The sequence below is a fragment of the Nostoc sp. genome (assembly GCF_036919895.1).
In the GTDB taxonomy this organism is placed as follows: domain Bacteria; phylum Cyanobacteriota; class Cyanobacteriia; order Cyanobacteriales; family Nostocaceae; genus Nostoc.
The window spans coordinates 21,489-40,955 of record NZ_JBALBW010000137.1 but is presented as its reverse complement, the minus strand read 5'-3'; the positions used below and the strand labels follow the sequence as shown (position 1 = coordinate 40,955).

Below are 19,467 nucleotides of genomic sequence, written 5' to 3'. Positions count from 1 at the left end.
TCTCCCGCAGGTCTACTGAGTAGGGTTTCATCTGATTTTTTACTTTTATCTTCTCAACTACTGTACCAAACCGTTACACAAAGTGCTGTATATAGCAATTTTAGAGCAAATAAATTTATATAGCTTGTATTAAAAAATATTGTCATATTTTCAGAGCAAACTTTCAACTCCTCTCTGTGCCTCTCCATGAGATAAAAAATAATGTAGGGGCGGACATTTGCCCACCCCTATAAAAATCAGGTAACACCAAAGACAATCACTAAACCCAAAACCGCCCCAAACACAATCAAGGCATAGAATTGAGCGCGACCGTTTTCTAGGTACTTCAGACCTTCACCGCTAACAAGGGTGAAAAAGCCTGTGAGGTTAACAGCACCATCGACAACGCGGAAGTCAACTTCCATAACTTGTCTAGCTAGGCGACGCAAGCCGAGGACAAAAACCCGATGATAAATGTCATCAAAGTACCACTTGTTGAGGGATAAATCGTAAAGTGGTTTGATTTGAGCAGCGATCGCAGCCGGGTCAATTTTACGGCGCAAATACATCAGCGAAGCCAGGGTAATCGCAATTAAAGAAATTCCGACTGAAGCCCCTGCCATGATGTAGAATTCCGTCGGATTGAACTCGGCAGACTTTTCTATAACTTCGGAAAGGGTTTCGCTAGGAGGAAAGATAAACTCTTCAAAATAATTGGCGTAGGGAGTTCCCACCAAACCAATCAAAATCGAAGGCACAGCCAACAGTGCCAACGGCAGCGTCATTGTCCACGGCGATTCGTGGGGGGAGTCGCTGTGATGTCCGTGGGAGTCATGGGAGTCATGATGCTGACTAGTTGCTGCCAATTCTCCTTTCTTCATCGCCCCAGGCCCAAAATTCGGGGCTGGTTCTGCTGACTCTAATTCCAGGACAATTGTGGACGCAGCACTCTTGAGTTTTTGCTTGATTTTCTCGTCAGTACCCCGGAATTTGCCTTCAAATGTCATGAAATACATTCTAAACATATAGAAAGCAGTAATCCCGGCAGTTAGCCAGCCAATCATCCAAAGAAATGGGTTAGCCTCAAAAGCTTTCCCCAGAATTTCATCTTTTGACCAGAAACCAGCAAAAGGCGGAATACCAGAAATTGCCAAGCAACCAATCAAGAAAGTAATTGAGGTGACGGGCATATACTTCCGCAGTCCGCCCATCAGCCGCATATCTTGCGCTAATGCGGGGTCGTGACCAACGACACCTTCCATACCGTGAATTACTGAACCTGAACCCAAGAACAGCATCGCCTTGAAATAGGCGTGGGTCATCAGGTGGAATAATCCGGCACTGTAGGAACCTATGCCCATTGCCATCACCATGTAACCAAGTTGGGAAATGGTGGAGTAAGCCAAGCCCTTTTTGATGTCGTTTTGGGTAATAGCAATGCTAGCCCCCAAAAACGCCGTAAACGCCCCAGTAAAGGCAATGACGTTCATTGCAACTGGAACGTGTTCAAATACTGGGTACATCCGGGCAATTAGGAAAACACCAGCCGCCACCATTGTTGCCGCATGAATCAAGGCAGAAATGGGGGTGGGGCCTTCCATTGCATCTGGTAGCCAGACATGGAGGGGGAATTGGGCTGATTTCGCTACTGGGCCTAAGAAAACTAAAATCGCCAACAGGACAGCGAGAAAATTGCTGATCGAACCTGATTCTACGAGTTGAGCGAGGCGATCGCCCATGATATTAAAATCAAAGCTTCCTGTCGCCCAGAATAGCCCCAAAATGCCTAGTAACAAACCAAAGTCGCCCACGCGGTTAGTTACAAACGCTTTTTGAGCAGCATCGGCTGCTGACTTGCGATCGTACCAAAAGCCGACCAGCAAGTAGGAACACATTCCCACGAGTTCCCAAAATATATAAATCTGTACTAGGTTGGGGCTGATTACCAGACCTAACATTGAGGAGCCAAACAAACTGAGATAGGCGTAAAACCTCACGTAACTGGGATCGTGAGCCATGTAGCCATCGGTGTAAACCATGACTAAGCAAGCTACCGTTGTGACAATCACCAGCATTAGGGCTGTTAGGTGGTCGATAGTGTAGCCCATGCTCAGGTGAAAATTACCTGCTGCTGCCCATTCAAAGGTGCGTAGATAAGGCGCGTGTCCTTGAATTTGACTCCAGAGCAAGGCAAACGACAGCCCCATAGCTGCTGCCATCATGGAGATAATCACCACAGCGTTAAGCTGCCGGAGGCGGTTTGTCACCTGATTCAACGAGATTAACCCTAGACCGACCAGCATTGCCCCAAAAAGAGGGAACACCGGAATCAGCCAGGCATACTGATAGATTACTTCCATCACTGACGCCTACTTTTAGAATTCTTGATTTAGCGTGTCGAAACTGTTAATAATTGTGACACACACCCTTTAAGATAAAATAACCCACCCAAGACTGATTGGGTGGGGTATTAAGCATGGTTTTAGATTTGGTCACTTGTCATTGGTCATTTGTCATTGGTCATTGGTCACTTGCGCCATGCCTCATTTCCTCTGCCAATGTCCAATGTCCATCAGGCTGAACGACGTTCTAAGTCCACTGTTTTTGAACTCTTGTAGATTTTCGGGTAACTGCTGTAGCTTACTTTGATGTCTTCTAAAGCTAGACGTAAATCTTCTCTGCCACGAAACCCTTCCAAGCGATGGCGAACAGTGCCATTTTCAATCAATAGTAAAGTTGGCAGTGACTTTAGCCTATAAGTAGTAGACAATTTAAAATTTTGATCGGCGTTAACCCCAACTAATTTAATTTCGTCCCCACATTGGGCTTGAAATTGCAACAATAGTGGGTGGATAATCCGACACAAACCACACCAAGGTGCTTCAAAGTTAACTAAAACAGGAATAGGAGATTCTAAAACTTCCTGAGTAAATGTCTGCTCACTAACCGACAACACCATGACGCCTCTTGGATTATAAGGTTTTTATATCAAACTACCTATCAGTACTGAAGTGAAGGATTGGTAAGTCAGTAACTGCCGATAGATGCTTTCAGGAACCAAATCTCAGGACACAGAATAATTGGATAAAAATTGAGCGCGTTGATGTGTCTCTGACAAAAAAGCCATCGGGACTCTCACGGTGGCTTTTTTGAATGTTAGACTCCTGATTGCTGTATCCGCCTGGGAATTTGACTGAATCTGCCACTGACTCCCAAGCAAAGACAACGGGCCTTCAACTACCAATAAAAATCTCAAGCTAACTGAACGCACCCCCACTTATAGACGTTTGAACTTATCCTACATTGATTTGGGGCAATTGATAAGCTGAAATTTTAATCTATTTGGGATTTTCTGCTGACACTGGGGATCGCTTAAATCTCCCATTTTATCCTACCAGTTGCTTCCATCAGCAGAGGGTGTGACCACCAAAGCAAAGCGATAAAAATGGCAACTCCCAAATAGGAAGGGCGAAGAAATTCCTGCCATAAGATAGATTGACGGCCGTCAATAATTGCTTTAAAGGGAATAATTGAAGTCCGTTGTTTGGCAATTTCAAAGGCTTCTCCATAGCGATCGCTAAGACGGCGATCCCCGTGCCAAACCCCGAACAAATGATGTAATACTAATCCAATGGAAGTCACAAGGGTAAAGGTAGTACCCAACCAGAGAGTATGGGCAACACACCAGATTATTTGTCCCACCATCTGAGGATGACGAGTAATCCGAATAATTCCGGTTTCGTAGAGATGAACTTGGGGCTTTTGAATAGCAGCAATTTCTAGTAGATTGAAGGTAGCAGGATATAAAAACAAAAACGAGATCGCTGACAGCAGCCAAACAAATTCTCGCACTCCTGGCACTCCTTGTACCTGCCAAAGTTGCAAACCATCATAGCGGTGCCCAAAAAAGTAAATAATTAAGATCGCAGCCAACGGTAGGCTGACTAATGCAAAGAAAACGCGATAAAGCCTTGGGCCAATATTTTTTTCTGCCCAAGGACGCAAAGCAGCGCCTCCACTGTGAGCGATCGCAAAAACTATTTGTAACCCCAGTATGACAAAATGACTGGGTGTCAACCAAGAAATCAGCAGCATATAGACGGGTGAAGTAATTTAAAGAAAATTGAATTCAGTACAACCAATACCACAAAGTATTCCAAAGGAGACTTTAGTCAAGATGTTGTGCTACTGTCCTTTTCGAGTCAAGCTTTCAAGTTTAATATGCAACAAATCATGGGCGGCTGATTGCTGCCAAACTTTATTTGTTGTGTGCATCTGCTCCTTTAAATGTTTGTGGGTTGAGCCTTATGTCTGACCTTCCTTTCACTTTAGATCAGTTACGGATTTTAAAAGCGATCGCCCAAGAAGGAAGCTTCAAGCGGGCCGCCGATAGTCTTTACGTTTCCCAACCTGCCGTCAGCTTACAAGTCCAAAATCTCGAACGGCAGCTAGATGTTCCTTTATTCGATCGTGGAGGACGACGCGCTCAATTAACTGAAGCAGGGCATCTACTTCTAAATTATGGTGAAAAAATTCTTAGTCTGTGTCAGGAAACCTGCCGCGCCATTGAGGATTTACAAAATCTCCAAGGTGGTACGTTGATTGTCGGTGCTTCTCAAACTACTGGCACTTATCTGTTACCCAAAATGATCGGTATGTTCCGACAAAAATATCCAGATGTGGCTGTACAATTACACGTCCACTCTACCCGGCGAACTGCTTGGAGTGTCGCTAACGGACAAGTCGATCTGGCGATTATTGGCGGTGAAATTCCTGGCGAACTGTCAGAATCTCTGGAAGTGATTTCTTACGCTGAAGACGAATTAGCACTGATTTTACCGGTCTTTCATCCCTTTGCCAAACTTGAAACAATCCAAAAAGAAGACCTATATAAATTACAATTCATTGCCCTAGATTCCCAATCAACTATCCGCAAAGTCATTGACCAAGTGTTAGGACGTTGTGAGATTGATACTAGACGTTTGAGAGTGGAAATGGAACTAAATTCCATTGAAGCGATTAAGAATGCTGTCCAGTCTGGTTTAGGGGCTGCTTTTGTTTCAACAAGTGCGATCGCTAAAGAGTTACAAATGGGTGTTCTCCACCGTACCCCTATTGAAGGTGTCGTTGTCAAACGGACACTGTGGCTGATTTTTAATCCCAATCGCTATAGATCCAAGGCCGCAGAAGCTTTTAGTAAAGAAATTTTGCCCCAGTTTGCTAACCCTGGATGGAGTCAAGATGTGTTAACATTTACACAAAAAAGCATAGCGATCGCCACATTGGATATAGCTATGCCCGCCTCCTCTGGCGAAGACTAAAACCTCGTCATTTGTCCTTTGTTTTTTGTAAATGACTAATGACTAAATAGTTTGTAATCCTCTATGGTAAGGCTGCGCCTAGATAATTCGTCATTCTGACCTGATAGCTGTTCGCGCAGCATACCGTAGGAAAGCTAGGGGTTGTATATAAAGGAAAATCATCAATTAATCTAGTTTATTTGGGCTAAATTAATTACGAATTATGTAGCTTGCTTCTCGCCTTCTCTACGAGGTGCTATGCGAATGGTGGGTATTATCAATTACGAATTATTTTGACTGACTAATGACTAATCACGAAAATGGAAGTTTACTGTACTCGTCCACGTTGCCCACAGCCACGAAACTATTTTGCAGATTTAGATAATATTACGAACCTGAAAACAACGCAACAAAAGTACTGTACTACCTGTGGGATGCCACTGCTGCTAGATGGTCGATATGTACCTACAAAGTTGCTGGGAAGGGGCGGGTTTGGGGCTGCGTTTTTGGCACGCGATCGGCGAATCCCTGGAATGCGTCAATGCGTCGTTAAGCAGTTTCAACCATCAGGAAATCTAACCCTAGCTCAACTGCAACAAGCACAGATAATGTTTGAGAGAGAAGCAGATGTTTTAGCACAACTTGGTAACGATCACGAGCAAATCCCCGACTTGTTTGCCTTCTTTCCAGTGATAGTTAATAGTTCGCAAGCAGGCCAAGAAGACCAATTTTTTTACTTAGTACAAGAATATATTGATGGGCAAAACTTAGAGGAAGAATTAGCTCAACAGGGTAAATTTTCTGAACAGCAAGTGTTAGAAGTACTGCAAGAAATCCTCAAGGTACTAAGGTTTGTCCACGATCGAAACATTATCCACAGAGATATTAAACCTTCTAACATTATGCGCCGTCGTGATGGTAAACTTTTTTTACTAGATTTTGGCGCAGTTAAGCAAGTGACAAACGTTGCACTAGGGGCTGCTTCTTCTACAGGAATTTATTCTATGGGATTTGCACCGCCTGAGCAGATGGCTGGGGGTCAAGTATTTCCATCTACGGATTTATATGCTTTAGCTGTAACTCTTATTACTTTGTTGACAAATAAGGAAGCTATTCAACTATTTGATGCTTACAGCAACCAGTGGAAATGGCATGAGCAAGTTAGCGTCAATTCTCACCTTGCTAACATTTTAGATAAGATGCTGCTACCTGCTGCTAATCAGCGCTTCCAGTCGGCGCAGGAAGTTCTAAATGCACTTCATTCACAGCCTCTAGCTGCTACACAGCTTAATTCGCCCTCTGTAACCCTCCCACCACAGCGATCTAAAGGTTCTAATCCCGTCGTCTCCAACCGTTCACCAACTCAACCAGCGTTTTCTACAGTGGAATTATTGGGTGGGGCAGCATTTAGTGGATTTCAGGGGTCATTGATAGCGATCGCCCTCTTCAGTGTAGTAAAATTACCAATACCGACTTTTCTTGTTGGATGTGTGATTTTGGGGATACTGATATATGCCCAAACCAGGCGGTGGATTGAAAAGTTCGATTTATTAATTATTCCAACAATTAGTTTTGCGATTATTTTTTTTCTCCCCTTTTTACAAGGAGGTCTTGGCATTCAGACAGTAATTCTTTTAGCAGTTGCAGCAGGCTTAGTAGCCATTTCAGCAACAGCCTTATTTCGACTTATATATAAATTAGTTCGACTTATATATAAATAAATTATTATCTCTGTTACTTTAAAAAACTCCTGGTGCTAACACCGACTACCACCTACAGCACTTTGCAAGTTAGTGAGGTACAGAACCTAGACTTAAAAACCACAAAAGCCAGATATGAAGACTGTTTTACTCCTGACTCCTGCTGTATGTCTCAGAAAAACGAAACACTTAGCCTTTTCTTAGCCGTTGTCATCACTATTGGTTTAATCTTTAGTGGCTTATGGTTTTTTATGGAACGGTGGGCGCAACTAAATGGAACTGTAGCTAAACCTTCCGGGACTGGTAACACAGATAACTCCGTAAACCAGTTTGTCAGTAAATGTAACGTGCCCAACCTCCCAGAAGGGACATTCAATTATGGTGGTAGCACAACCTGGGCACCCATCCGTAAAGACGTAGACTCTGTACTAGAAAGCCAGTGTCCCCGGTTTATTTTACGCTACATTCAGCCGCCATCAGGTAAAGCCGGATCTGGAACTGGCCTGCGGATGTTAATAGACAATCAACTAGCTTTTTCTCAATCTTCTCGTTCAGTAAAGGCTGAAGAAAATGCCGAAGCGAAACAAAAAGGATTTAGTTTAAAAGAAATTCCCGTGGCCATTGATGGAATTGCGATCGCAGTTAACCACGCTCTCAACATCCCTGGTTTAACGGTGGCTCAACTCAAAGACATCTACACTGGCAAAATTACTAATTGGCAACAGGTAGGTGGGCCAAATTTACCAATTAAAGCTTACTCTCGGAGCAAAGAAGCTGGGGGTACAGCAGAATTCTTTGTCGAAAATGTTCTAAATAAAGAAAATTTTGGTAACAATATAAGTTATGTTGACACGACAACTGAAGCAGTACGGAAAGTTGCTGCAAATCCTGGGGGAATTTATTATGCTTCTGCCCCAGAAATTGTACCTCAATGTATTATTAAATCCCTACCACTGGGACGCACAAGCAGTCAATTAGTACCTCCTTACCAAGAACCGTTTGTACCTCCATCTCAATGTCCCAATAAACGTAATCAATTGAATAGTCAAGCATTTCGTAGTGGAGATTATGCAATTACCCGCAACTTATTTGTAATTATTAAACAGAATGGTCAAACAGATCAGCAAGCTGGCGAAGCTTATGCAAATTGGCTGCTGACACCTCAGAGTCAAGAATTAATCGAAAAGACTGGATTTGTCAAAATTAAATGAACTTAGCCAAATAATTAAATAACAAACATTTTTATTTTATTCAGATTTTTTCATGTCACAGAAGAATGAAACCAAAATTTTAGCCTTAGCTCTGTTGCTGACAGTTGGAATAGTTGGCGGTGGTGCGTGGTGGTTTACTAATGGTTTTGGAGCCAAAATTGGTAATACGATCGTTCCAGGTTCGGAAGCAGGGAACAATCTATCTCTACAAGATCGGATTAGTTTTGGGGACAAAAATTTGACTCCAGGTGCTGTTTCTGCTGAAAAAAAAGAAGGAGTACAGGCGATCGCGGCTAAAAGTTACGATAAGGCGATCGCCAATTTCACAGCTGCCCTAAAACTCAACCGTAACGATCCAGAAACGCTAATTTTTCTTAACAATGCCCGGATCAGTTCCAAGAGCTATACCATCGTGGCTTCTGTACCTTTTGGCACTGACCCCAATGCTTCTTTAGAAATCTTACGTGGTATAGCCCAAGCCCAAAATCAAGTTAATAGCTCTGGAGGAGTCAAGGGAGTGCCATTGAGAGTCGGAATAGCTAACGACGACGACAATCCAGAAATAGCCAAGCAAATCGCTTCTAGCCTAGTCAGCAATTCAGAAGTATTAGGTGTAGTTGGGCCCATTACTAGTGATTCCACCTTAGCCGCAGGTACTATTTATAATTCTGGACAACTTGTAGCAATTTCCCCTACCAGCACATCTGTCAAAATTTCTAACTTTAGCCACTACGTTTTTCGCACGGTTCCCAGTGATTTTATGGCTGCGAGAAGTTTAGCTAACTATATGGTGAGAACCTTGCAGAAAAAAAATGCTGTGGTTTTCTTTAATTCTCAAAGTAACTATAGCCAGTCTTTAAAGTCGGAGTTTGTTTCATCTGTCTCCTTAGAAGGTGGACAAGTCTCCAGCGAATTTGACTTGTCCAAAGCAGATTTTAGTGCGGCTAAAAGCGTAGAACAAGCAACTAAGCAAGGTGCAGAAGTGTTGATGTTGGCTGCTAACACTGAAACTCTCGACAAAGCGCTGCAAGTAGTTCAAATTAACCAGAAACGATTAACTCTGCTGGCGGGAGATGATGTTTACACCGCCAAAACTTTAGAAATTGGCAGAGAGCAAGCTGTGGGAATGGTATTAGCAGTTCCCTGGCATATTGACAGCGATCTTAAGTCAGATTTTTCCCAGAAATCTCGGCAGTTATGGGGTGGTGATGTGAGTTGGCGAAGCGCCCTCAGCTATGATGCCACTGTAGCTTTAATTGCTGCATTAAAACTTAATCCCACACGTTCTGGAGTCCAACAAGCATTAGTGTCTTCTGACTTTTCTGCCACCGGCGCTTCTGGTACAATTCGGTTTTTAGCATCAGGCGATCGCAATGCGCCAGTCCAACTTGTGAAAATCGTTCCTGGTTCTCGCTCTCGTACTGGTTATGACTTTGAACCAGTGCGTTGAATAAGAATTCAGCTATTCTCAATTGTGAGAAATCTGGATAGTTTTACCATGACTATTTAATAAATTTTGCCTTTTCTTAATCTGTCATTAATTTCCTGGTAACAAAATACAGAAGTTGGGATTTTTAGCAACTGGTGAAGTAGTGCAATCTTGTTGGCATTATTTTCAGTGTGCAAAAAGCGCACTTCCTTAAACTACGGGCAAAAATATTAAGACCAAACTTATGCTGAGTGCAACACCTTTAAGAAGGTTATCGCAAGCAACTGCCACCGCAGGGCTTGGTTTCGCTATGCTTGCAGCTATTGGCAATCCTGCCCAGGCTGTCAATTTGAAAACATTTAATCTTGTCGGAAATTTTGCTTCTGCGGCCGAGGATGGTTCTGTAGGACTACCTGTTAATTTAGCAAATGCTTCTTTTAACGGGACTTACACAGTAGATGTGGATCAATTACCCGCTTCTAGTTCTTTTGTAGATTTGACAAGTTGGAATATAAACTTAGTCAAAGACAATACTGTTTTGCGAACCTTATCCAATAGTTTGGCGGGCAATACAGCTTACATTCAAGAGAACATCCTTGCTTTTTCAGACGCAGGTTTGTTAACAGGTCAAAACCAGAATTTATCCAGTCTGGAACTGGACTTTCCTAGCAATTTCACAGGTACGGGTAGTACCAATGATGGGAATTTTTTGGACAACAGCGGCCTGGGAAGTGTTGAAAGTTCGGGACTTACTGCCGTTACTTTCGTGAATAGTGAGCCTGTTCCTGAACCTTCAACTTTTGCGGGAACAGTAGTTTTTGCTACTATCGGTTTCTGGCTGAAAAGAAAGCAAAAAGCTTAAATAACGGCATAATTTTGCATCTGGTCAACAGTGTAAAGTTCTTCTAAATTTCGTAACCAATAAAGCACAGCGTAACCAAAATACCTATTTTAAATCAATGAAATGCTTGCGGTATATCAACTAAAGATTCTTATTCCGCGTAGCGTATTAACTGGATAGAAATTACTAAGGAGATGTGCTTTGAGAAGATTTACGAAGCTCTATTTTGCCACAACACTCTTGCTAATTCCGTCCTGGATCGTACCGTCCATGTTTCTCGGTTGTGCGATCGCAGAGGAGTCATCCCCCCAAGAAGCACACTCAACCATCACAACTCAGCCAGATGCAACCCCAGATGTGGCGCGATACTTAAATTCTCCAGATAAGGAACCCAACCTGCCACCGAAGGTTCTCACAAGGCTGCTTCAGGAGCGGATTAAGTACGTTTTCGTAATTTTTAACGAAAATCACTCCTTCGACAACGAGTATGGCACATTGCCTGGTGTTAATGGACTCTACTCAGATGGACAAAAGCCTCGTAGTCCACAGAAAACGCCAGGTTTCACCCAAACTTACAGGGATGTCAACGGTGCAAACGTTACAGTTCAGCCATTCCGAATCGGAGCCGAACAGAACGCCACCGTCGTTGACAGCGTTGACCACTCCCACACCGGACTCGCAACCAAGCTGCACGTAGTGGATGGCAAGCCACAAATGGATCGGTTCGCCGCCGACGAGTACACGCGCTTCGCGTCCAAGGGTGGAGCAGCCAACATTGCAGAGGGCAAGCAGTTTGCCCGCCTGGTAATGTCGCACATCGACTGCGATACAATTCCCTTCTTCTGGAAGTGGGCTAGTCGCTTCACCGTCTTCGACAACATCTTTGCAACTGAAGACACACCTTCAACCCCGAATGCAGTAGCGATGCTTGCAGGGCAGTCAGGTGAAACACAGTGGGTTAAGCACGGCTCGAACGGTCAATCATACACTGTGGGCAGCCACACTGGTACAACCCAGGGAGTGCCGCTAGTCAACGATCCACAGCCATTTTATGGCTCCCAATTCGATCCAACAACGGACAACAAGCAACCTGCTGGCCCGAAAGAGAGCTACGCCGATGGCAATATCTCCTCAAACCTGACCTTCGCCAGTCTGCCCCTCACCTTCCAGGGGCACAATATTCGGTCAGTCTTGGCTGGTAACAGGAATCCTTTATTTGATTTAGCCGACATCCAGCAAGATATCCCCTATATCCAGAAACTCCAGACTGAGCCAGTCAATTGGCGCTGGTATCAAGAAGGCTACAATCTCGAACCGACTGATACCAACGGCATTGCTTCACACAATGCCTATGTTACCCATCACAATGGCGCACAGTATTTCGGTTATATTGCCAACACGCCGCAGGTGAGTAAAAATCTGCGTGGATTGAATGACTTCTTTAACGATATAGCCAACAATACCCTGCCTAAAAGTGGCGTGTTCTACATTCGTGGCGGCTACAGTAACCAGCAAGGTTTGAAGCCACCGATCACCAACCCCAACACACCAACGGACGAGATTGCCGCCATTAATGCAGCAAAATCAGGTGATGATGACCATCCAGCCTACACCGATCGCCAGCTGAGTGAGGGGATGGCGGCCAGAGCGATTAATGCGATCGCCTCCAATCCGAAAATCTGGCAACAGAGTGCCATCATCATTACCTATGACGAGTCAGATGGCTTCTACGACCATGTACCACCACGGATCTTATCTTATGGCCCTGATGGGTTGCCGCTCTCGCGTGGTGTCCGTGTGCCACTGATCCTGATATCACCCTATGCTCGGACGCACGCTGTTTCGCACGCTGAAGGGGATCACAACTCGGTAATCGAGACGATCAACACGATCTTTGGTTTGCCTGCCCTTGCCAGTCTGCCCGATGAGGCACAGGCTCTTGCTGCTGGCAACTCCCCAGAGTTTAACAAGTTTGGCCCGCCAGGATTCAAGCAGAAATACCTCGGCCCACGGGACATTAATTCGCCGATCACCGATAGCTTGCTGTCAGGCTTTGATCCAAAGCGGCTACTTGGTGTCTCGCCGCCACTACCAGCCTCCTTTGCGAAGATTCCAGACAGTGTTGTGAATACATTACCGCACTACGGGGGTGAAGGGTGCCGAGCGATCGGCATCACGCCAGAGGACAAGCGCCAGGGGATAGTCAACAAAATTCCCCAGGGCTTCAATGCCCTACCAAGCACCTATCCAGCAGCTAACCCTTAAAAAAAATCGCCTATCCCTCTCATTGGTGTGGGAGGGATAGCACTTCGGTAAGCTAAGTGACCACCCCCCGCCGATTTAGTCATTGATCGTTGGTACTAATGACTAATGACTAATAACTCGAAATCATTTTTCGACATTCCTTGAGGAGAATTCATGCGTTTTCTGTTAGTCTTCCTGACTCTATTTGGTTTCTGCTGCTCAATTTCCGATGCTGAGGCAGGTTCCGTCATCAAACGTGTAAAGGAACGCAATGTGGTTCGCTGTGGTAGCGTCGAGCGGACGGGTCTGGCAACTGAAGCCGATTCAGGTGGCTGGAGTGGTCTTAATGTCGATATCTGTCGCGCGATCGCTGCCGCCGTACTAGGATCTTCTGACCGCATCGAATATCACAAGTATGAGACGCAAAAAGACTTCGATGCAGTACGTAACCAGCAGGACGACGTATACTTCCTTACAGGTTCGGAGATTGACGAACAAAAACTAGCTGGTAAGCTAGTTCCTGGCCCTACTGTTTTTGTAGAATCTAATGGGGTAATGGTAGCATCCAATTCGGCTGCCCATCATGTCAGCGATCTAGCCGGAGAAAGCGTCTGTTTTATGATTGGTAGTTCGGTGGAGCGGAGCCTCACGGCTTATTTCGGTGCGCTCCACAAGAACTGGTTCCGGCGGCCGTTCTCTGAGGATGGGGAAATGATCGATACATACAACGTGCAAAATTGTCACGCGATCGCTGGTGAGATTACGACCCTTGCCCAGATCCGCCTCGACTCTGGGGTGAACCGATTATCGAGCCGCATCCTCCCAGAGCCACTAACGACCTTTCCCATAATTGCCGCTACCGGAACTGAAGATGCCCAGTGGTCAGCGATCGTCGGGTGGACAGTGAATACATTGATCAATGCAGAAAGACCGGAAACACGCTGGTATGCGGGCGGTGCTGGGGTGATGCCGATCTTTGCACCAGAGCTAGGTCTAGACAAGGAGTGGCAGCGCCACGTTCTTACATCTGTAGGTAACTATGGCGACATCTTCGATCGCAATCTAGGGAAAGGCTCCCTACTCAAGCTCGACCGAGGATTCAATACAAATCATTTCCGTGGAGGACTTCTTTTAAGTCCGTTTCTTGAGTAATTTGAGGTAAGTATAGAGTTTTGAGACAAGTTTTTTCGTTGTTTTCAACCAATACCTTCGCTGCTAAAAGTCAGAAGTTAGGATTTGTCATAATTCATTAACAAAACATCCGTCATCCCAATACAATCTCAAGTAGCAAGCACCTATCAAGTCAAGCACTTATATTGAATGGACGCGCGGGTAATTTATTATGTCCCAGAAAAATGAAACAACTATTCTTGTTTTATCCATCCTAATCACCGCTGGGCTAATAGCTGGCGGTTTTTGGTGGTTTAGCAGAAAGTCTGGTGTCGATCTAAATACAATTAATTCTGGTAGCACCAAAACGCCCCAAACTGCATCGGAACAACCTAGTGGCAATACTTTCACTTCAGTAAAGGATGTTCCTACAGGATTATTCAATTACGGAGGTAGTACATCTTGGGCACCGATTCGGCTGGTAGTCGATCCAGCAATTCAAGCGGCGCGACCAGAACTTAGGCTGCGTTATGTAGAACCTAGCAACGCATCTCCTGGTTCTGGTACTGGCATTCAGTCACTGATAGATGGACAACTAGCTTTTGCCCAGTCCTCCCGACCAATTCTAGATCAGGAATTAAGCCGTGCCCAGCAGCGTGGGTTCACTTTGAAACAAATTCCTGTGGCTATTGATGGTTTAGCAGTCGCAGTTAACCCCAACCTGAATATCCCAGGACTAACAATAGAACAGTTAAAGTCAATTTACACAGGTAAAATCAATAATTGGAGCCAGGTGGGTGGCCCCAATATCCCGATTAAGCCCTATTCCCGCCGCATTGCTGATGGCGGTACTGTAGAACTTTTTGTCCAAGACATCTTGGGTGGTCAAGCTTTCAGCCCCAATGTGGAATTTATCTCCACAACCACCCAAGCCTTGCAAAAATTGGCTGGTAGTTCTGGTGGTATCTACTACGCTTCTGCCCCAGAGGTGATTCCTCAATGTTCTATCAAACCCTTACCGTTGGGGCGGACGCAAGGGCAATATATTGCTCCATACCAAGAACCTTCTGTCCTCCCGTCGGAATGTCCTGGTAAACGGAACAAATTGAACATTGATGCTTTCCAATCAGGAAAATACCCGATTACCCGCAATCTGTTTGTGGTGGTCAAACAGAACAGTCAGACCGAGCAGCAAGCAGGTGTCGCTTACGCCAACTTACTGCTGACTGAGCAGGGGCAGGAACTGATTAGCCAAGCTGGGTTTGTCAAAATTCGCTGACACCTGGATTGCACTCAAGCAGAGTGGCGGAAATCGCCGCTCTGAACTCTGCTTTAACCAGCCCTATTAATCGATTCTGCTGGCAAACAAATTAAATTATCCCCTTGGGTGAGGATTAAGCCGCGTTGACGCAGCTTACCCATCAAGCGGGTGACGGTGACACGGGTCGAACCAATCGCGCTACCAATTTGGGCATGGGTGAGGGGGAAGGGCAGACAATAGCCGCGAATCACATCAGGATCGGTGTCGCTCATTGCTGGCTCTCCATATTCCTCAATTAATAATGTGAGAAATCCTAAGAGTCGGTCAATTGTACGGCGTTGTCCCAAGGCACTCAACCACAGCAGCTTACGCTGGTGCTGATACCTAAAGGCATCCATAACTTCACGACGGAAGTGAGGCCAGTTGTCTAGGTCATGCCAGTACATCCACAGCACCGCAGTTTGGTCAACATGGGCGTAAGCCTGGAGTGTAAATGGCGACTGAGCAACAATTTCAAATGGCTGTCCCGCTCCCACAAAACCCAAGAACGCTTCTTCTGGGGTTCTGTTGATTCGTCGAGACGTTAGCTGACTAGCTGTCGCACTAACTTGGGCGGTTCCTACCATGCGGATCGCACCCCTTTGCACCAAATATAGCAATCCAGGCCGGGCTGGAATACGCTCATCTTTGCTAAAGGTACGGCATCGATAGTGTTCTTGAGCCCAGTCAAGAATTCGTTGCCAAGTTAAAAAAGGCCGTGATGCCTCAGAAAAGGAGGATGGAGATTGCATAGGTAACAAAGAGCGTTCGGCTGAAGACAAAGACGTGATCAAAAGGTGCAAGGAGTGTCTTTGTGTTGGCGAGGCTTAACGCCTAACAGCGCCAGCCAATCCAAAGAATAGAAAGCAAATTACTCTCTACTCTTTTGTTATACTTCCTACTGTACAATGATGGTAGTAAAGTTTACTTACTATTCATCGATTATTCATCAAATTTTATCCTTCTCTCATTTTTCTTCATCTAAATGAAATTTATATCCCAAGATAGATGACAGAAATTAATATATATACATTACACGATAATTTAAATAATATTACGTGCATTATAGATCACCAGTTAGCAAATATACGTCAATAAAACAGCTATTGTACAGTTATATAATAAAGTTACTAAGCATTGATACTTACAAAGCAGAATTTATATGCATAAAAGATAAAAAAGATTATCTATATAAAGATAGAGATAATAATAAAATTTCATATATCTCAAGTGTGGCTTTGCAACTTTCAAAATCTCAGAATTGGAAAACTATGGAGCTTGCCAGCGCGATCGCATCTGATTTATTGAGGATTTCTGCCGACGTTTTTACCATCCAAATAGTTCCTCCTGGCTGGATACATTTTGAATTGACTCACTCTACCTTAGCGACTTGGTTACAAAGTCTCGCAGTCGGGAGTCTGGGGAGCAGGGAGCAGGGAGCAAGGAGCAGAGGGGAAAGAGCTAATTTTAGTTCTCCCCCTTGCCCCCCGCCCCCTGCCCTTCTGCCTCTTCTGCCCAATTCATTGTTTGCTGTTCAGCACGCCCATGCACGTTGCTGTTCGCTAGTGTTGCTGGCTCACCGAGACGGATTGATAAAACTTAGAGAACCAGTTCCAAATACTAGTCCAGCTTTTTGGGATGTTATCTCTCCGAACCCTCTACCTTGGCTAAACTGCGATCAAACAATGCGACTAAATCATCCAGATGAGCGTCGTCTGATTGGCGAGTTAATACAAGTAGTAGACAACATAGAGTGCCCTGATATTAGTGGTTCTGTGAAATGGGAAAAAGTTGCGCTGAATTTGAGCCAAGCTTTTGAAAATTTTTGGTGTAATTGCCGGATTTGGGGTGAAGTAAAAATTATATCACCAGAACTAGCCCAAGCCAGACTCGGATTACTTATGGCTACTCAGTCAGTATTAAGATACGTACTAGAGGAAAACTTGGGTGTTTTTGCGCCCTTGGAGTTATAAATCGGTAATGTCGCTTAGGTAAAATAAAAACTTTTATAATAGCTATTGACTCAATGCATCACCTCGGCTACATTAGCAGGTGTGTGAGGAGCGAACCAGCTAGGACACCGAGACGAAACACGGCCAGTCGTCGGTGTTCTTTCTGATTTTTATGCTTCAGGCTCGAAAGAGTATCCTCATTACAGCAAAAACTTTTCAATTGCTACTGCTGCTCCGTCTTCCTCTACACTAGGAGCTACCCATCGCGCGATCGCTTGCACTCCGGCTGGTGCGTTGCCCATAGCTACACCAAGTCCAACAGACTCTAGCATTTCCACATCATTAAAGTTATCGCCAATCGCCATAACGTTGGTTAATTTTAATCCCAGCAATTCTTCGGCTAGGTAACGTACAGCAGTTCCTTTATTCACAGAGGCGTTAGTTGCTTCAAAGAAGGTAGCAACAGATGTTGTGAGATAAAGTTCAGCAGGTGTGTATTGACGACGCAAATTCCCCAATAACCGATCGATTAAATCTGCGTCATCAGACAAAGCGAGAATTTTTGTTGGTTCATTTGTTAAGGTTTGGCGCAAATCACCAACGGGAATTGGGGTAATAGCAGAACGTTCTGCATAAATTTGGGTTTCTCTAGTCAACTCACGGACGTATAGTTGATCGTTGATGTAAAAGTGGACGGATAGGAGCGATCGCAACTCAGGTTGTTCAAAATAGTCGAGTAGCTGGTAGGCCATTTCCCTGGAAACAGCCCAATGACGATGAATTTTTTGAGCTATCGGGTCTTGAATCCAGGCTCCCTGATAAGCCATTAATGGTAATGTAGAGGCAATTTCTTGGTGAAAGCGCAAGGCTGAACGATACATTCTACCTGTAGCGATCGCTACTGGAATTCCTCGTGCTTGGGCTGCCACAATAGCTTGCTTTACACCTGCGCTGATGGTATTGGAATGTCCTGCGATCGTGCCATCTATATCCAAAACTAGTAGTTTAATGTCTTTTGCAGCAGCCTGATGATTAGTAGATACCAGATGTGTAGCAGATGCTTTCTGCATAATTTCCTAGATTTTAAGTTCCAGTAAGAGGTTAACAGGCTCTAGCGACTAGTGGGGAGTAGTAGACAAAATTGGGTTCTCTAGTCAACCCAATATGCCTACCGTGAGGATGTTGAATCACACGATTTTAGCTATGGTATCTTTTGAATATTGTTCAAAATTATGGCTAATAATCGCCACAAAAAACCCCGATTCTCGAAAAAATCGGGGTTTTCATTTAAATTAGACAGCTTGACTGATAGATAGGATGGGAAAAATCCACCTATTCAAAAAAGTCTATGAATTGGAAACCTTCAGCCAGCTTTTTTTGCGTTGTGACAACAGACAAAGCCCAGCAATTAAACCAACCCCAAGTGTGGCAGAGGGTTCAGGTACTGGTTTAACATCATAGTTGTAAGTTACTTTGATACCTGCTTTGGCATAAGTATCAATATAGGATCTCATGTTGCCCGATCCTGTAACTGCTGAGGTGGCTAAAGCGGAGAATAGGAAGTCTACGTTGCCATTGCCAATAAAAGACTGCAAAAATTGGGTATTAGTGAAAGACTGAGTAGCAGATTGTGTGGCAGTTAAGTTAGAAAGAGTCTTTCCAGAAGTGCCACTATAATCAGTAGTGCCGTCATATTTAGCAAGTTGGTAACTGTAAGAATATTCAGGATTGAGCGCCAATAGAGACTGATTATTTAGTTGTAAGTTCAATTGACTGCTAAGATCTACTGTGGCTTGACGTGCGGTTGTATTTTTATTTTCCAAACCTGCATTTCCAAGTATGTCGCCAGTAAAATCTATCGTTACACCCTTGAGTGTGCCTAGAGATGAGTTAAATTGCTGGACGCTTAAAGGTGCATCAATTATATCTGTAAAATCGTAATTAGTGGAACTGGTATACGAGAGAGAAGCTGCGTTAGCTACTCCAGATGTTGCGACAATTCCTGCCAAAGTTGTAGCAGCCGCGAGAGTGTTCAATAGTTTTGTTGTCATGATGGAAGATGCTTTTCTAGAACGAATCATTACAGGATTACTAAGTTATTTCTAACTCTGAAACTTTGCTTGTCGGATTGATAATTCCACGTAACTTTATGTGAAGTTTTTATGTTCAAGTCTCTTCGGAAAATATCCTTTTTGATTGATATATATAAAGTTTTGTTAATGCGAAGAGGTTTTGATAGTGGTAGTATGATGTCGAAATATTAAGCTAGTGTTTGTTAGTTCTTGAGAAGTAAGCTAGGTCAATCTAATTAAACATAAAACGCTCAGTAGATAGATCCCCAAGTTTTGGTGAGAAATCGGCGATCTGGTTACTACATGGTTACTATGTTGATACCCACGTA

General features: G+C 44.3%; 16 protein-coding genes. 9 read left to right on the top strand and 7 right to left on the bottom strand.

Going from position 1 to position 19,467, the window contains the following annotated elements:
• Positions 1-236 precede the first annotated feature (236 nt).
• The 3 genes from V7K55_RS27000 to V7K55_RS26990 all read right to left on the bottom strand — a co-directional run bounded on the left by V7K55_RS27000 (position 237) and on the right by V7K55_RS26990 (position 4,074).
• The gene (locus tag V7K55_RS27000) at positions 237-2,339 is read right to left on the bottom strand and encodes an NAD(P)H-quinone oxidoreductase subunit 5 (RefSeq protein ID WP_334836391.1); all 2,103 of its coding nucleotides are present in this window, start codon (positions 2,337-2,339) and stop codon (positions 237-239) included.
• Between the two features lie 212 nt (positions 2,340-2,551).
• On the bottom strand, positions 2,552-2,938 hold the full coding sequence (locus V7K55_RS26995; protein ID WP_334836389.1) for a thioredoxin family protein: 387 nt from the start codon (positions 2,936-2,938) through the stop codon (positions 2,552-2,554).
• 413 nt (positions 2,939-3,351) lie between these two features.
• Positions 3,352-4,074, bottom strand: coding sequence for an NnrU family protein (locus V7K55_RS26990; RefSeq protein WP_334836387.1), 723 nt, complete (start codon positions 4,072-4,074; stop codon positions 3,352-3,354).
• A gap of 212 nt (positions 4,075-4,286) precedes the next feature.
• Here V7K55_RS26990 and V7K55_RS26985 point away from each other — a divergent pair, with 212 nt between their 5' ends.
• From V7K55_RS26985 to V7K55_RS26960, 6 genes are all read left to right on the top strand, one after another.
• Positions 4,287-5,300 carry a LysR family transcriptional regulator gene (locus tag V7K55_RS26985; RefSeq protein ID WP_334836385.1) on the top strand — a complete coding sequence of 338 codons (1,014 nt, stop codon included), beginning with the start codon at positions 4,287-4,289 and terminating at the stop codon, positions 5,298-5,300.
• Positions 5,301-5,599: 299 nt separating this feature from the next.
• On the top strand, positions 5,600-7,000 hold the full coding sequence (locus tag V7K55_RS26980; protein WP_334836384.1) for a serine/threonine-protein kinase: 1,401 nt from the start codon (positions 5,600-5,602) through the stop codon (positions 6,998-7,000).
• Between the two features lie 146 nt (positions 7,001-7,146).
• On the top strand, positions 7,147-8,190 hold the full coding sequence (locus V7K55_RS26975) for a PstS family phosphate ABC transporter substrate-binding protein (protein ID WP_334836393.1): 1,044 nt from the start codon (positions 7,147-7,149) through the stop codon (positions 8,188-8,190).
• Between the two features lie 52 nt (positions 8,191-8,242).
• Complete coding sequence (locus V7K55_RS26970) at positions 8,243-9,640, top strand: ABC transporter substrate-binding protein (protein WP_334836380.1); 1,398 nt, start codon at positions 8,243-8,245, stop codon at positions 9,638-9,640.
• Between the two features lie 223 nt (positions 9,641-9,863).
• Positions 9,864-10,481, top strand: coding sequence for a PEP-CTERM sorting domain-containing protein (locus V7K55_RS26965; RefSeq protein WP_334836377.1), 618 nt, complete (start codon positions 9,864-9,866; stop codon positions 10,479-10,481).
• Between the two features lie 180 nt (positions 10,482-10,661).
• Positions 10,662-12,725 carry a phospholipase C gene (locus tag V7K55_RS26960; protein ID WP_334836375.1) on the top strand — a complete coding sequence of 688 codons (2,064 nt, stop codon included), beginning with the start codon at positions 10,662-10,664 and terminating at the stop codon, positions 12,723-12,725.
• A gap of 95 nt (positions 12,726-12,820) precedes the next feature.
• Here the strand turns inward: V7K55_RS26960 and V7K55_RS26955 are convergent, their stop codons facing one another.
• Positions 12,821-13,105 carry a hypothetical protein gene (locus tag V7K55_RS26955; RefSeq protein WP_334836373.1) on the bottom strand — a complete coding sequence of 95 codons (285 nt, stop codon included), beginning with the start codon at positions 13,103-13,105 and terminating at the stop codon, positions 12,821-12,823.
• 328 nt (positions 13,106-13,433) lie between these two features.
• Here V7K55_RS26955 and V7K55_RS26950 point away from each other — a divergent pair, with 328 nt between their 5' ends.
• Together V7K55_RS26950 and V7K55_RS26945 are read left to right on the top strand one after the other, a co-directional pair.
• Positions 13,434-13,856: a hypothetical protein gene (locus V7K55_RS26950; protein WP_334836370.1), complete on the top strand. Its 423-nt coding sequence runs from the start codon at positions 13,434-13,436 to the stop codon at positions 13,854-13,856.
• Positions 13,857-14,046: 190 nt separating this feature from the next.
• Entirely contained in the window at positions 14,047-15,093 is a 1,047-nt protein-coding gene (locus tag V7K55_RS26945; protein ID WP_334836368.1) for a PstS family phosphate ABC transporter substrate-binding protein, read from the top strand.
• Positions 15,094-15,146: 53 nt separating this feature from the next.
• Here the strand turns inward: V7K55_RS26945 and V7K55_RS26940 are convergent, their stop codons facing one another.
• Positions 15,147-15,866 (bottom strand): Crp/Fnr family transcriptional regulator, encoded by a 720-nt coding sequence (locus V7K55_RS26940; RefSeq protein WP_012412419.1) that lies wholly within the window; start codon positions 15,864-15,866, stop codon positions 15,147-15,149.
• A 519-nt stretch (positions 15,867-16,385) separates the two neighbouring features.
• On the opposite strand from V7K55_RS26940, the gene V7K55_RS26935 reads away from it, so the two are divergent.
• Positions 16,386-17,087 carry a DALR anticodon-binding domain-containing protein gene (locus V7K55_RS26935; RefSeq protein WP_334836366.1) on the top strand — a complete coding sequence of 234 codons (702 nt, stop codon included), beginning with the start codon at positions 16,386-16,388 and terminating at the stop codon, positions 17,085-17,087.
• A 179-nt stretch (positions 17,088-17,266) separates the two neighbouring features.
• Here the strand turns inward: V7K55_RS26935 and V7K55_RS26930 are convergent, their stop codons facing one another.
• The gene (locus V7K55_RS26930) at positions 17,267-18,136 is read right to left on the bottom strand and encodes a Cof-type HAD-IIB family hydrolase (RefSeq protein ID WP_334836364.1); all 870 of its coding nucleotides are present in this window, start codon (positions 18,134-18,136) and stop codon (positions 17,267-17,269) included.
• Positions 18,137-18,412: 276 nt separating this feature from the next.
• On the bottom strand, positions 18,413-19,117 hold the full coding sequence (locus tag V7K55_RS26925) for a PEP-CTERM sorting domain-containing protein (RefSeq protein WP_334836361.1): 705 nt from the start codon (positions 19,115-19,117) through the stop codon (positions 18,413-18,415).
• Between the last annotated feature and the right edge of the window lie 350 nt (positions 19,118-19,467).

What these genes read in the sequence shown, in the direction of transcription:
- V7K55_RS26925 (WP_334836361.1), bottom strand. Translation starts at nt 19,117, where the DNA reads ATGACAACAAAACTATTGAACACTCTCGCGGCTGCTACAACTTTGGCA.
- V7K55_RS26975 (WP_334836393.1), top strand. Translation starts at nt 7,147, where the DNA reads ATGTCTCAGAAAAACGAAACACTTAGCCTTTTCTTAGCCGTTGTCATC.
- V7K55_RS26955 (WP_334836373.1), bottom strand. Translation starts at nt 13,105, where the DNA reads ATGCGGTCAGAAGATCCTAGTACGGCGGCAGCGATCGCGCGACAGATA.
- V7K55_RS26930 (WP_334836364.1), bottom strand. Translation starts at nt 18,136, where the DNA reads ATGCAGAAAGCATCTGCTACACATCTGGTATCTACTAATCATCAGGCT.
- V7K55_RS26940 (WP_012412419.1), bottom strand. Translation starts at nt 15,866, where the DNA reads ATGCAATCTCCATCCTCCTTTTCTGAGGCATCACGGCCTTTTTTAACT.
- V7K55_RS27000 (WP_334836391.1), bottom strand. Translation starts at nt 2,339, where the DNA reads ATGGAAGTAATCTATCAGTATGCCTGGCTGATTCCGGTGTTCCCTCTT.
- V7K55_RS26985 (WP_334836385.1), top strand. Translation starts at nt 4,287, where the DNA reads ATGTCTGACCTTCCTTTCACTTTAGATCAGTTACGGATTTTAAAAGCG.
- V7K55_RS26990 (WP_334836387.1), bottom strand. Translation starts at nt 4,074, where the DNA reads ATGCTGCTGATTTCTTGGTTGACACCCAGTCATTTTGTCATACTGGGG.
- V7K55_RS26970 (WP_334836380.1), top strand. Translation starts at nt 8,243, where the DNA reads ATGTCACAGAAGAATGAAACCAAAATTTTAGCCTTAGCTCTGTTGCTG.
- V7K55_RS26980 (WP_334836384.1), top strand. Translation starts at nt 5,600, where the DNA reads ATGGAAGTTTACTGTACTCGTCCACGTTGCCCACAGCCACGAAACTAT.
- V7K55_RS26965 (WP_334836377.1), top strand. Translation starts at nt 9,864, where the DNA reads ATGCTGAGTGCAACACCTTTAAGAAGGTTATCGCAAGCAACTGCCACC.
- V7K55_RS26945 (WP_334836368.1), top strand. Translation starts at nt 14,047, where the DNA reads ATGTCCCAGAAAAATGAAACAACTATTCTTGTTTTATCCATCCTAATC.
- V7K55_RS26995 (WP_334836389.1), bottom strand. Translation starts at nt 2,938, where the DNA reads ATGGTGTTGTCGGTTAGTGAGCAGACATTTACTCAGGAAGTTTTAGAA.
- V7K55_RS26935 (WP_334836366.1), top strand. Translation starts at nt 16,386, where the DNA reads ATGGAGCTTGCCAGCGCGATCGCATCTGATTTATTGAGGATTTCTGCC.